At 71.5% G+C, this 12,121-nt stretch carries 13 protein-coding genes; 5 read left to right on the forward strand and 8 right to left on the reverse strand.

Annotated elements, in window-relative coordinates:
* Window positions 1–68: 68 nt before the first annotated feature.
* On the reverse strand, window positions 69–1,409 hold the full coding sequence (locus tag ACH4K4_RS21250) for a helix-turn-helix domain-containing protein (RefSeq protein ID WP_398169152.1): 1,341 nt from the start codon (window positions 1,407–1,409) through the stop codon (window positions 69–71).
* Window positions 1,410–1,735: 326 nt separating this feature from the next.
* Between ACH4K4_RS21250 and ACH4K4_RS21255 the strand changes: the two genes are divergently transcribed.
* A complete protein-coding gene (locus ACH4K4_RS21255) occupies window positions 1,736–2,479 on the forward strand; it encodes a DUF4232 domain-containing protein (protein WP_398169153.1) in 744 nt (247 codons plus the stop codon).
* 98 nt (window positions 2,480–2,577) lie between these two features.
* Window positions 2,578–3,537, forward strand: coding sequence for a class A beta-lactamase (gene bla, locus ACH4K4_RS21260; protein WP_398169155.1), 960 nt, complete (start codon window positions 2,578–2,580; stop codon window positions 3,535–3,537).
* A gap of 127 nt (window positions 3,538–3,664) precedes the next feature.
* Here bla and ACH4K4_RS21265 read toward each other — a convergent pair whose 3' ends face one another.
* Window positions 3,665–4,096, reverse strand: coding sequence for an ATP-binding protein (locus ACH4K4_RS21265; protein WP_398169157.1), 432 nt, complete (start codon window positions 4,094–4,096; stop codon window positions 3,665–3,667).
* A gap of 170 nt (window positions 4,097–4,266) precedes the next feature.
* On the opposite strand from ACH4K4_RS21265, the gene ACH4K4_RS21270 reads away from it, so the two are divergent.
* Both ACH4K4_RS21270 and ACH4K4_RS21275 read left to right on the forward strand, forming a co-directional pair.
* Window positions 4,267–5,118, forward strand: a complete 852-nt coding sequence (locus ACH4K4_RS21270; protein ID WP_398169159.1) for a helix-turn-helix domain-containing protein — start codon at window positions 4,267–4,269, stop codon at window positions 5,116–5,118.
* An 11-nt stretch (window positions 5,119–5,129) separates the two neighbouring features.
* Complete coding sequence (locus ACH4K4_RS21275) at window positions 5,130–5,363, forward strand: DUF397 domain-containing protein (RefSeq protein ID WP_398169161.1); 234 nt, start codon at window positions 5,130–5,132, stop codon at window positions 5,361–5,363.
* On the opposite strand, the gene ACH4K4_RS21280 is transcribed toward ACH4K4_RS21275, so the two are convergent.
* The 3 genes from ACH4K4_RS21280 to ACH4K4_RS21290 form a co-directional block, all read right to left on the reverse strand.
* Entirely contained in the window at window positions 5,319–6,011 is a 693-nt protein-coding gene (locus ACH4K4_RS21280; protein WP_398169162.1) for a GAF and ANTAR domain-containing protein, read from the reverse strand. The genes ACH4K4_RS21275 and ACH4K4_RS21280 overlap by 45 nt on opposite strands.
* A gap of 111 nt (window positions 6,012–6,122) precedes the next feature.
* A complete protein-coding gene (locus ACH4K4_RS21285) occupies window positions 6,123–6,851 on the reverse strand; it encodes an ANTAR domain-containing protein (RefSeq protein WP_398169164.1) in 729 nt (242 codons plus the stop codon).
* The gene (locus ACH4K4_RS21290; protein WP_398169165.1) at window positions 6,848–7,591 is read right to left on the reverse strand and encodes a GAF and ANTAR domain-containing protein; all 744 of its coding nucleotides are present in this window, start codon (window positions 7,589–7,591) and stop codon (window positions 6,848–6,850) included. Before ACH4K4_RS21290 ends, ACH4K4_RS21285 begins: the two co-directional genes overlap by 4 nt.
* A 377-nt stretch (window positions 7,592–7,968) precedes the next feature.
* Here ACH4K4_RS21290 and ACH4K4_RS21295 point away from each other — a divergent pair, with 377 nt between their 5' ends.
* A complete protein-coding gene (locus ACH4K4_RS21295; protein ID WP_398169166.1) occupies window positions 7,969–8,709 on the forward strand; it encodes an ANTAR domain-containing protein in 741 nt (246 codons plus the stop codon).
* Between the two features lie 199 nt (window positions 8,710–8,908).
* Here ACH4K4_RS21295 and ACH4K4_RS21300 read toward each other — a convergent pair whose 3' ends face one another.
* The 3 genes from ACH4K4_RS21300 to ACH4K4_RS21310 form a co-directional block, all read right to left on the reverse strand.
* Entirely contained in the window at window positions 8,909–9,667 is a 759-nt protein-coding gene (locus ACH4K4_RS21300) for a S1 family peptidase (protein WP_398169168.1), read from the reverse strand.
* Between the two features lie 358 nt (window positions 9,668–10,025).
* Window positions 10,026–10,847 carry a serine protease gene (locus tag ACH4K4_RS21305; protein ID WP_398169170.1) on the reverse strand — a complete coding sequence of 274 codons (822 nt, stop codon included), beginning with the start codon at window positions 10,845–10,847 and terminating at the stop codon, window positions 10,026–10,028.
* Window positions 10,848–11,102: 255 nt separating this feature from the next.
* On the reverse strand, window positions 11,103–12,047 hold the full coding sequence (locus tag ACH4K4_RS21310; protein ID WP_398169172.1) for a hypothetical protein: 945 nt from the start codon (window positions 12,045–12,047) through the stop codon (window positions 11,103–11,105).
* Between the last annotated feature and the right edge of the window lie 74 nt (window positions 12,048–12,121).

The raw sequence follows: 12,121 nt of genomic DNA on the forward strand, positions 1-12,121 counted from the left end.
GCACGTACGGACGAAGGCCCCGCCGGAACCAACCGTTCCGGCGGGGCCTTCCCCGTGGCCGCACGCGGTCAGCGCTGCGGGTTCTCGATCGGCTCCCAGACATTCTTGTCGTACCGGTAGCCGTACGCGGGGCGCCCCTTCATCGCACTGGTACGGAACGGCCTGCCGTGATCGTCCAGGCGCAGCGTGCCGCGCCGGCCGCCGCTGCTCCACTCCAGCTCCAGGTACCAGCTGACGTCGTTCGCCTCCGTATGCGCGTCGACGTACAGCGCCTGCGGATCGGACGCCGAGACCTTGAACGGGAAGTCGGTCGCCGGGATCTTCCGGTCCCCCTGCTCGCCGGCGATCGGCCGCGTCAGCGGCTGCGCCGCGTCCAGCCCGACGTCGAACGAGGCCGGGGTGAGCCCGCCGCCGCAGCCGTCGCCCATGGAGTACGCCGAGCCCGCCACCGCGGCCGTGCGCGCGGTGGTCCGTACGTTCAGCGAGTGCAGCACGACCGCCTCGTCACCGGTCCCCTGCACCGCCAGCGAGACCCGCAGATGGCCGCCGGGCACCCCGCCCAGCGCGTTGGCCCAGCCGCGCGCGCTCACCCCGGAGGGTGGCGGCGGGACCTCGGTGGGCGGCTTGCCGAGCATGTACCAGCGGTCGCAGGGGTCGTCCCAGTTGTTCGTACGGACGTCGACGGTCAGCGGGGTACCGCCGCGCCGTGCGCTGCCGCCCGTGCCGCCACCGGTGGCGGCACTGCCCGGATCCGCGGAGGCCGGCGCGCTGTCCTGCTTCGGCTGCCCGGTCGGCCCGGCGGACACCGAGGCGGACACCGAGGCGGAGGGGGACGGCGTAACGGAGGTGCCGCCATCCGGGACAGCGCCACGGCCGCCACTGTCCGGACGGTGGTCGGGCACCTTCACTCGGGCCGCCCCGGGGCCGGCCTCTCCGGAGGACGTCATACCGCTGACGACGACCGGAACGGCCAGCGCGAGTGCGGCGGTGCCCACCAGGGCCCAGCGGAGCTTGGTCCGGGAGGGGCGGCGGGTGGGGGTGGGTGCGGGTTCCGGAACAGTGGGCTCCGGAGCGGTGGATTCCGGCTCGGGGGCGGGCTCCGGCGCGGGGGCCGGAACCGGAACCAGAACCGGAGCATCCTCCTCCACCGCCCGCCGCCCCCGCGCCGCGTCCGCCAGGATCCACTGGCGATGCAGCTCGACCAGTTCCTCGGGCTTCGCGCCGCACACCCGGGCCAGCCGTTCCACGGGCGCGTAATCCGTGGGCACCGCGTCGCCGTTGCAGTAGCGGTGCAGCGTGGACGTACTCATATGCAGGCGCTTCGCCAGGGCGCCGTAGCTCAGCCCTGACCTCGTCTTCAACGTACGCAACAGCGCCGCGAAATCGTCCGTACCGGAAGCCGTGCTCACCCTTCCCCCTCCTGCCGCATCCCATGACCGCGTTCCAGGGAACCCCCATTCCCGCTGGTCAGCGTACGCGCAATCGTTCCAGCGTCCCGGATGTGCCGCCCGGCGTTGTGCCCGGGACGGAACGTCGCCCAGGCTGTGACCACCGACGACGCCCTGGCCAGGGCCTTACCGGGGAGCAACCGTGCGGACCCGTTTCCGCTTTCCTCTCGAACCCGCCGATCTCGCGGCACTGGGCGTACTCGCCTTCTGTGTCGTCGTCATCACGGCCCTCGTACACCGCCTCTGACCCACCGCTCACGTTCGTCCGCCCCAGGGGGAAAACACCCATGCGCTCACGCCTCTTCACCACCCGGACCGCCCGTATCGCCGCCTCCGCCGCGGCCGTCGCCGCCGCGCTCTCGCTGACCGCGTGCGGCGGTGCCGAGGACGGCAAGAAGGCCGCCGGTGCCGACCGGCCCGCGGCCTCTCCCGGCCCGGACTCCGCGGCCGGATCCGCCCCTGTGGAAGGAGCGGACGGCTCGGCAGGTACGGGAGGCGCGGGCGGTACGGGCGGTACGGGCCCGTCGGTGAAGTCCCCCTCGGGAGCGGGCTCGCACGCCGCCCCGGCCAAGTCCGGCCCCGGCGGCAAGCAGAACTCCGCGCCGAACGGCAAGTCGTCCACCACCTGCACCGCGGCCAACACCAAGGTGACCGTCTCCAAGCTCAGCCGCCCCATCAACCACCTGCTCCTCACCGTCACCAACACCGGCTCCACCCGCTGCGACGCCTACTACTACCCGTCCCTCCGCTTCGACGACGCCCAGGCGCCCACCGCGGTCATGGAGGACAGCCGGCCGCAGGCCGTGGTGTCCGTGGAGCCTGGTCAGTCCGCGTACGCGGCCGTCCGCACGTCGGACCCGACCGGGGAGGCCGGCGGGGGGAAGACGGTGCACCGCCTCCAGGTGTTCTTCGCGAACCGCGACGGCGGCTACGGCGACCGCTCGACCCGCCTCACGCTCCCCAAGGACACGTACATCGACGACTCCGCCAAGGTCACGTACTGGCAGAGCGAACTGAACGACGCCCTCTGAACCACCCCGTAGGGCCCCTCGCGGTGGCGCAACCACCCCACCACCCCCAACGTCCCCACCAGCAACAACCACCCGGGGAACCAGGGAAGGGACACCCCATGCACAAGCCCATGTCGTCACTCACCCGGCGGTCACTGCTCGGCGCCGGCCTCGGCCTCGGCGGCGCGCTCGCCCTCGGCACCACGCCGGCGAGCGCGGCCGGAGCCGGCACGCCCTCCCGGGCCACTGCCACCGCCACCGCCACCGCCACCGCCACCGCCACCCACAAGCTCCGCCAGCTGGAGCGTGACCACCAGGCCCGCATCGGGGTCTTCGCCCTCAACCTCGCCACCGGCGCGTCCGTACTCCATCGCGCACACGAGCGGTTCCCGATCTGCTCCGTCTTCAAGACGCTCGCCGTCGCGGCCGTACTGCGCGACCTCGACCAGGACGGCACCCAGCTGTCCCGCGTGATCCACTACACCGAGGCCGACGTGCAAAAGGCCGGCCACACGCCCGTCACCTCCCGCCACACCGCCACCGGCATGACCGTAAGCGCCCTCTGCGACGCGACGATCCGCTACAGCGACAACGCCGCCGCCAACCTCCTCATGCGCGAGCTGGGCGGCCCGACCGCCGTCACCCGCTTCTGCCGCTCCCTCGGCGACCCGGTCACCCGCCTCGACCGCTGGGAGCCGGAGCTGAACTCGGCCGAGCCGGGCCGCCGTACGGACACCACCACCCCGTACGCCATCGCCCGCACCTACCGCCGCCTCGTCCTCGGCAACGCCCTGAACGGACCCGACCGCGCCCTCCTGACCGACTGGCTGCTGCGCAACACCACCAGCGCCGACCGGTTCCGCAAGGGGCTGCCGAAGGACTGGAAGGTGGCGGACAAGTCCGGCGGCGGCAGCACGTACGGAACGAGCAACGACGCAGGCATCGCCTGGACCCCCGACGGCACCCCGGTCATCCTCGCGGCCTTCACCCACAAGCCGGCACAACCCACCGCCGCGGGCGACACTCCCCTGATCATCAAGACCGCCACCGTCATGGCCGAGGCGGTCCACCCGTCCTGACCACGCCGGCTCCACAAGCTGCCCCGCCCTCTCCTGCGGCCGACCCCGTGGAGAGGGCGGGGCTCCAACCTTGCCGCTCACTCTGGCGTCAGCCCCTCGCGGCGGCGCGCCGGCCACCGCCTCCTCCTCACCCGAGCCCGCGCCAAGCCCCCTCGTCCCCCAACTCGAACCACATCACCTTGCCGCCCCCCGACCCCAACGCCCCCGCCCCGTACGCGAACCCCCCATAACTCTCGGCACACAACCTGACCAGCCCGAGCCCCCGCCCCGCCTCGTCCCCGGGCCCGGACACCGCGGCCGTGCCGAAGCTCGGCAGGTCCGGGTTCCCGTCCCACACGCTGACGCGCAACCGCGCCCCGATCCGCTTCACCCGCACGTTGGCGGGCCCCTTCGCATACCGATGCGAGTTAGCGATCAGCTCGGAGGCCAACAACTCGGCCTGGTCGACGAGTTCCCGCTCCCCATGCTCCTCCAGCACCAGCCGCACCACCCGCCGAGCGACCCGCGGAGCCCGCGGGTGGTCAGGCATTTCGAACGCATAGTCCCAGTCACTGGGCATGGCAAGCCTCCGTTACGGATGCGCAGTTGACTCACGCGTCGGCGTGAGTGACCCGGGTCACAGAGTAGCGGCGCTGGAGCATGCATGTGCCCACCTACGGGAAATCCATGTTCCTCTAGACCCTGCGAGACCGCTTGGGCAGACTGGCCGCGACAGGGAAGCGAGGGCTGATGCCACCGAGAGTTGCACCTACATTTCGCCAACAGCGACTCGGTGCCGAGCTGCGCAAACTCCGGGAGAACGCCGGCATGACCGCCTCGGCCGCCGGCGCTCTCCTCGGTGTCGACCAGGCGCGCATAAGCAATATCGAGTGCGGCCGAGCAGGCATCAGCGCCGACCGCCTGCGCACGCTGGCGTGCAACTATGCCTGCGGAAACCAGAAGCTCATCGACGCTCTGGCGGCAATGACGGGCGACCGTACTCGCTACTGGTGGGAGGAATACCGCGGCATCCTTCCCCCTGGGCAGATCGACATCGCCGAGCTTGAGTTCCACGCAACGGAGCTGCGCACAGCGCAAACCTCCACGTTGCCCGGCCTTCTCCAGACCGTTGATCACGCGCGCATCGTCTTCGATCTGGGCGTGCCGCCTTTGCCGCCCTCCGAGGTGGAGCATCGCACCTCGTTCCGCATGAAGCGGCAAGCCGTTCTCTACCGGGACGACGCCGTCTCGTACACAGCGATCATCCACGAGGCGGCGCTTCGCATGCAGTTCGGTGGGCGCACGACGTCGCGCAAGCAGCTCGAACACATTGTCTCGACGAGCGAACGCGACAACGTGACCGTACTGGTCATCCCCTTCTCCGCAGGAGAGTTCCCTGGCTCCGGGCAGACCATCTTGTACGCGTCCGGGCCGACGCCTGAACTCGACACCGTACAGCTGGACCAAATGGGCGGGCCCGCCTTCCAGGACGCCTCAGCTCAACTGGCGCGCTACGACGCCGTCATCGAGCTGCTGAAGCAGGCATCCCTCAGCCCGGCGGCATCCAGGGATTTCATCCGCGGCATCATTCGCGAACTCTGAAAGGCACAGCTTTGTCACTCCGTTGGCAGACCTCGTCATACTGTGCGGATTCCAGCAACTGCCTGGGGCTCGCCGCCGCCCCAGACGGCACCGTGCACATCCGTGAGAGCGAAACCCCGTACGCGGTCGTCGCCACCAACCGTACGCAGGTCGGCTCCCTCATACGCGTCATCAAGAACGGCGCTCTCCCCCCGGGAGGCCTATTCGAGTTGGTGGGTGTCCAGGACGTGCTGGGCGGTGTTTAGCAGGGGCTGGCTGGTGCGGAAGGAGCGGGCACGCAGACGGGCGAGGGCGTCGTCGGGGGTGAGGCCGTATTTCGCGGCGAGGACGCCGGCGGCCATGTGGACGGTGGGCGGGTAGCCCTGCGGTCCACGCTGGGCGGGGCGGGTGGGGCCGGTGAGCAGGTGGGGATGCTCGTCGAGGGCGAGGAGGGCCAGGATGCGGGCGTAGGCGCCGGCGCGGTCCTGCTGGGTGGGGGTGAAGGCGGTGGGCTGTTGGCGGTAGAGGTCCAGGGCGCCGACGGGAAGGCTGCCGACGACCAGGGGCAGGGCCAGGACGCTGCGGGCTTGTTGGTCGCAGGCGATGGGGGCGTAGGCCGGCCAGCGTTCGGTCGCGTGGTGCAGGTCGGCTGCTTCGACGGGTCTGCGGTGGGTGTAGGCGTCGGTGCACGGGCCTTCCCCGGTGACCAGTTGGGCGTCCTCCAGCAGACGGGCGCGTTCGTCGGTGGCCGCGCCCAGCAGGCGCAGCTCTCCGGCGACGACGAGGGTGACACCGGCGAAGTCGGCGTCCAGATCCTCGGCGCAGGCGCGGCAGGCGGTGGAAAGGCTGGGACCGCCGGTGGTCACGGCGGCGCTGACGCGCTGCCACGCCGCGGCGTGGTGGTCGTGGTCCATGAGCCTCCCTGTACTACGGGGCGGCGCGGCGGGAGGACCGTCCTTCCGCCGGGATCCGGGACGGAACCGGGCCGCAGCGGTGCGGACCGGGGCGTGTGGTCGGCAGGCGGCTCAGGGACGCTGTATGTCGGCGGTGTCGAGCGTGCCGTCGATGAGCTGCTTGCACACGTTGGTCAGGGTCAGCTGGTGGGCGCGGGCATGGTGGCGCAGGGCGTCGAAGGCGGTGTCGAGGTCGGTGCTCCAGCGTTCGGACAGGATGCCCTTGGCCTGCTCGATGACGATGCGGCTGGACAGGGCGGCCTTCAGCTGGGCCCGCTCGATGTTGCCGTGCACGATGGTGCGGTGCTGCAAGATGGCGATGGTCGCCACGTCCGCCAGGGCCTGCGCTATCCGTGCGTCGCTGTCGCTGATGTTCTGTTCGTGGGCCTGGAAGAGGTTCAGGGCGCCCACGATCTGCTGGCGCAGCCGCATGGGCAGGGCGTGGGTGGTGGTGAAACCGGTCCGGCGGGCGCGTTCGGCGAAGAGCGGGAACGCGGCGGTCTGCGCAGGGGAGCCCAGGTCGACGTTGAGCCGCGCGGTGCCGCTGCGGTGGCACTCCACACAGGGGCCCTGGTCGGTCTGCAGGGCGAACAGTTCCAGCAGCCGGGTGTGCTCGTCGGACGCGGCGATCAGGTGAAGCCTGCCGTCCGGGTCGGTGAGCATGACGCCCACGGCCGTCACGTCCAGCAGCTCGTTGCAGCGGTCGCACAGCTGGTGCAGGAAGTCGATCAGGTCGAAGTCGTCGACGAGGGTGTCGACGGCGTCGACCATGGCCGCCAGTAGCTGCTCTTCACGTGTCATGGCCCTTCAGTCCCTTCGCCGGCAGCGGTGTCCGGCCCGTTTTCATCATCTCTGAAGTGCAACCGCCGGGCCACCACGTCCTCGGCGACCTCCGTCACCGGGCGTCCGTGGCGGAAGGCGTGGGCCCGTAGCCGCAGCAGTGCCTGGGCCAAAGTGGTGCCGGCCTGCACGCTGATCATGCCGCTGGCCTGGTGGACGGCGGCCCGGTAGAAGTCCGAGCCCTCCTCGGCGGCAGCGAAGGCGTGCTGCTGCGGGCCGCCCTGCAGGAGGACGGCGGTCAGGGCGTTGGCCACCAGCCAGGCGTCGGTCATCGTGGAGTCCGGCAGCGGGCCGGAGGTGGCGCGCTGCAGGGACAGGGTGCCCAGGCAGGCGGATCCGACCGCCAGTGGGAAGCAGAAGACGGCGCCGATGCCCAGCTCCGTGAGCTGGGGCAGCAGCGTGGGCCACCGGCCGGTCGGCACGCGCGACAGGTCCGGTGCCAGTACCGGCGCGCAGCTTGCGGCCGCCTCCGGGCCCGGCCCCTGGCCCAGCTCGTACTGCAGGTCCTCCAGCCGCGTGCTGGCACCCGGCGTGGACCACAGCAGCTCGCTCAGGCCGCTGCCGGTCGTCACGGACACGGCCACGCCGTCCACCCGCAGCACCTGGGCACACAGGCGCGGATCGGCGCCGATCAGGCCCGGATCACCGGACGCGGGGTGCAGGCTTTCCAGCACGGCCGCCAAGTCACGGTTGGCGCCCACCGTTCACCTTCCTGCCCAGCCCTTCCCGGGAGGAGCCCCTGCGGCCCAGAGGCGGACACCCGATGGCTTTCAGTGTAGGGACTTCCGGCCGCGCGGACACCTGGCCCCTGGGCTCCGGAAGGGCAGGTACCCAAGCCCGGACCCGGCCCTGACGAAAGAGGCGGAATATGCCCCGGCCTCCCGCAAACACTGTGCGGCGTCCGGGCGAGGCGTACGGTGAGAACACAGGCTGCCCGCAGGCGACGCTGGACCGCCAACGAATCCTGACATTGGCTTCCGATCGGGGCAGCATCGGCGGTGAATGCCGGAAATCGGATACTTCTCATGGGTACCCACCACACGGCCGCACCCCTGCCCGTTTCCGCACCGGGTTCCCCATGACCGGCCCCCGGGCGGAGGCCGTGATCCTCGCCGCCCGCCACGCAGGCCAGGCCCACCCCGCCCGGCGCGTCGGCGAGGCATGCCGGGCGGCGCTGCGCGGCGAGTATTCGGTGGGGCTCACCCTGGCGGCGGACGCCGCCCTGGCGCAGCGGGTCTCGCTGTGCTTCGCCGGCCCCCTGGCCGAGCGGGGCGAATCACTGCAGATCAACCTCGGCCAAGGCCCCTGCGTCCAGGCCCTGCGCCAACGCGCCCCGGTCCTCGCCGACGACCTCGACGACCCCGACGCCACCCGCCAGTGGCCCGTCTACGCCCAGCAGGCCACCGCACACCACATCCGCGCCGCCTTCGCCCTGCCCGTCCTCAGCGACACCGGCCCCGCACCGCGGGCCGGACTCGTCCTGACCCTCTACCGCGACCGGCCCGGCCCCATCACCGGCCCCGACCTGCAAACCGCCCAGGACCACGCCGACGCCACCGAACTTCTGCTCCTGGCCTCTCCCCTACCGGACGAGGACGACCTCGCCCACGCCTGGCTGCTGCCCACCGACGCCGTCGTCCACCAGGCCATCGGCATGATCTCCTACCGCCACGGCCTCACCGCCGACCAGGCCCTGGCCCTGCTGCGCGCCCACGCCCAAGCTCAGGACACCGACCTGGCCGTCCTCGCCCACGCCGTCGTCCACGACCACCACACCCTCCCCGGCGCCCCCGAACCCCCCGGCTCCACGGACCGCTGACAGGGCCCGGCCACCCACCCGAGCGCGCCTCCGCATTGCGGCAGCATCGGGTGTGTGCCGGGAGGGCCGGTCGGCGCGCTGCCGGGAAGGCGAGGGGTTTGCGGGGCGGCGTGCGGGGCCCGGGCCACCACGCGCGCGTCCCGGGCCACCACGCGCGCGTCCCGGGCCGCCACGTGTGCGGCCCGGGACGCGCGTCCGGTCAGCCGGCCAGCTTGTTGGCGGCCTTCTCGATCTGCGCGGAGAAGGCGCTCACCTTCGTGTAGACGCCGGGCTTGCCGGGCCGCGCGCAGCCCTCGCCCCAGCTGGTGATGCCGACCTGGACCCAGTCGCCGTCCTCGTCGCGGCGGAACATCGGCCCGCCGGAGTCGCCCTGGCAGGTGTCGACGCCGCCCTCGGCCACGAAGCCGGCGCAGATCTCCTCGCCCGGGGTCAGCTCGCTGCCGTACGCCAGCTGGCAGGCGGTCGTGTTCACGAACGGGACCTTGGCCTTGCGCAGGAAGCGCTGCTGGGCGCCGCCTTCCTTGTCCGCGCCCCAGCCGGTGATGGTGAACTTGCCGTGGTCGAACGAGTCGTCCTCGGCGAGATGCAGCGTTTCCGCGTCCTTGATCGGCGTGGCCAGCCTGATCAGGGCCCAGTCCTTGCCCTTGCCGTTGTAGCCGGGGGCCTGAAGGACCTCGGCCGACTTCACCTTGACGGCCTTGGGGTCCTGGAGGTCGACGACGCCCGCGGTGACGGTGATGGACGTGTCGGGACCGCTGCCCTCCACGCAGTGCGCGGCGGTGAGCACGACGTTGTCCCTGATGAGGGAGCCGCCGCAGCCCATGGAGAGCCGGACCATGAACGGGAACTCGCCCTGTGCGGCGGGCGGCCCGCCGATGATCTGCTGGCCGGGGGTCGGCGTCGGTGCCGGGGCGGCACTGGCGCCGCCCGCCGACTGGAGTGCGACCGCAGCCGCCACGGCGGCGCCAACGGCTATGGAACGCTTGATACATCTCGCGGAGCGCTTCAAGGATTTTCCTCTCGCGTCGGGGAGGTACAGCAGTGTCCAGCTCGTGCCGCGCAGCACGCGGCAGCACCATCGGCGCGCAGTACTGCGCCGGAAGTGCCGCTACGTGACTGGAGCGTTGTGATTATGTGGACGCACACCAAAGACGCACAAGGTTCTGAAACAGGCCACTTGTCGAGAACGGCGACGTATCCGTATCTGGATGGGTCGGTACCGGTTCCGGTGCGGTCGGTACCGGTCGCGGTTCCGGTACGGGGGCAAGCAGAAGGGCGGGGCGGCCGAAGCGCCGCCCCGCCCCGATCGTCCCGGCTCAGCGCCGCAGTTGGTCCGCGGCGGTCGCGATGGCCTTCGCGAAGGCGCTCACCCGCGTGTAGACGCCCGGCTTGCCCGGCCGCGCGCAGCCGTCGCCCCAGCTGGTGATGCCGACCTGTATCCAGGCGCCGTTGTTGTCCTTGCGGAACATCGGGCCACCGGAGTCGCCCTGGCAGGTGTCGACGCCGCCGGTGGACATGATCCCGGCGCAGATCTCCTCACCGGGGATGTAGGAACCCCCGTACGCGCGCTGGCAGGTGGGGGTGTCGACGAACGGAACGGTCGCCTTGCGCAGGTAGCGCTGCTGGCCGCCGCCCTCGCGGGTCGCGCCCCACCCGGCGACGACGAAGTCGCCCGAGTCGTAGCGTCCGTCCGTGGTGACGGGGAGGGTGGGCAGGTTGGTGACCGGGCGGGCCAGCTTGATCAGCGCCCAGTCCTTGCCCGATCCGTTGTAGCCGGGGGCCTGGAGCACCTTGGTGGACTTGATTTTGATCGCGCTGGAGCTCTGGAGGTCCACCACGCCGGCGGTGGCGGTGATGGAGGTGTTGTTGCCGCTGCCGTCCACACAGTGCGCGGCGGTGAGCACGATGTCCGGCCGGTAGAGCGCGCCGCCGCAGCCCATGGACAGCCGGACCATGAACGGGAACTCGCCCTGCGCGGCGGGCACGCCGCCGACGATCTTCGAACCGGGTGCGCTGCTCGACGTCGACGGGGTCGGTTCGGGGGCCGCGTGTGCGGCGCCGGGCTGGAGGGACAGGGCTGCCAGGGCGATTGCGCCGAGGGCCACGGATCTCTTCAGAAATGTCGCGGAGCGGGTCAACGGACGTCCTCTCGAAGGGGGTTGCGCGCCATCGGCCACCGCCGGTCTGCGCTGACCGGCTCATGCCAAGTTCACGTCGGAGGGCGCCCACCGGCAGAGCGATTACGTGGGGGAGGGGGCACCGCGACGCGGCAGAGCGTTGCGATTATGTGGACGCCCCGAGAGGGGCACAAGCCACAGAACCGGCCAACCGCCACCTGTGGGACGCGGGGGGGGCGGGCCGCGCCCCTGGAAGGGTGCGGCCCGCAACTCCTCTCAGGCGCCGTGGTGGATGGTGCCCGTCAGCGCCGCGGTACTGCCGTCACAGAACTGCTTGAAGCGGACGGCGAGACCCGTCGGCGTACCGCCGTCGGCGAAGTACAGGCGATCGACGGTGAATTCGCCGGTGGTCGTGTTGCAGCCGTGATGGTTGCCGGATACGTCCATCCGAGCGCTGCCCTGGGCGTCGGTGACCTGGTACGTACGCCCGGACGCCAGCCGCTCGCCCGGCGGCGGCCGGAACTCCGCCGTCCATTCCTCCCGCTTGCCTTCGACCGCGAACCCGACGCCGTCCTCCGGGGCGTTCTGGAGCGTGAAGGTGCTGGTCGCCCCCAGGTGCGTCGCCGACTTCCCCTGGCCGATCCAGTCCCCCGGCTCGCTCTTGTACGCGTACGACAGCGGCAGCGCCCGGTACTTGACCGTCCCCTTGAGCGGCGGGGCGGTCGCCGACTCGCACTTCTGCGTGTACGAAGCGTCCAAGAGCGTGATCGCGCCGGTGTCGTCGGTGGCTACCTGGTCAACGGTGAACTGGCCGTACAGCTCGTTGCATTGGCGGCCGTTGCCCCAGACGTCGAGGCCCGGAGAGCGGCCCGTACGGGCAACGGCCCGCTCGGCGTTCCGGTAGACGCCGGGCCGCAGCCGCTCGCCCTTGGGAGCGGCGAGGTCGATCTCCCACCATTCGCCGGGGGCCCTGACGCTCACCCGGGCGTACCCGGCATCGCCCGCCATGGTGATCTCCGCAGCCGGCTCCCGGTACGTACCGGCCCGCCCCTGCCCGATGTAGTCCCCCGCCACGCTGGTGTACGCGTACGACGTGACGGGCGTCGGCCCGGCCGCCGCGGCCGCCGGTGTGGCCGACGCCCCGCCGAGTGCGGCCGCCGTACACAACGCGACGGCGGCGCTCCCGACGGAGCGCCGCCATCTCGTCAGGCGAATCCTCATGCCCTGTACCCCTCCCTGTCGTTACGTCGCTTTTCCCTTGCCCCCGGAGGGAGTTGGGTACACGCGTGCGACGC

This window comes from Streptomyces sp. NPDC017529 (assembly GCF_044329785.1).
Taxonomy (GTDB): domain Bacteria; phylum Actinomycetota; class Actinomycetes; order Streptomycetales; family Streptomycetaceae; genus Streptomyces.

Coding starts and splice junctions, on each gene's coding strand:
- ACH4K4_RS21255 (WP_398169153.1), top strand. CDS start 1,736: ATGCGCTCACGCCTCTTCACCACCCGGACCGCCCGTATCGCCGCCTCC.
- bla (WP_398169155.1), top strand. CDS start 2,578: ATGCACAAGCCCATGTCGTCACTCACCCGGCGGTCACTGCTCGGCGCC.
- ACH4K4_RS21265 (WP_398169157.1), bottom strand. CDS start 4,096: ATGCCCAGTGACTGGGACTATGCGTTCGAAATGCCTGACCACCCGCGG.
- ACH4K4_RS21270 (WP_398169159.1), top strand. CDS start 4,267: ATGCCACCGAGAGTTGCACCTACATTTCGCCAACAGCGACTCGGTGCC.
- ACH4K4_RS21280 (WP_398169162.1), bottom strand. CDS start 6,011: ATGGACCACGACCACCACGCCGCGGCGTGGCAGCGCGTCAGCGCCGCC.
- ACH4K4_RS21285 (WP_398169164.1), bottom strand. CDS start 6,851: ATGACACGTGAAGAGCAGCTACTGGCGGCCATGGTCGACGCCGTCGAC.
- ACH4K4_RS21295 (WP_398169166.1), top strand. CDS start 7,969: ATGACCGGCCCCCGGGCGGAGGCCGTGATCCTCGCCGCCCGCCACGCA.
- ACH4K4_RS21310 (WP_398169172.1), bottom strand. CDS start 12,047: ATGAGGATTCGCCTGACGAGATGGCGGCGCTCCGTCGGGAGCGCCGCC.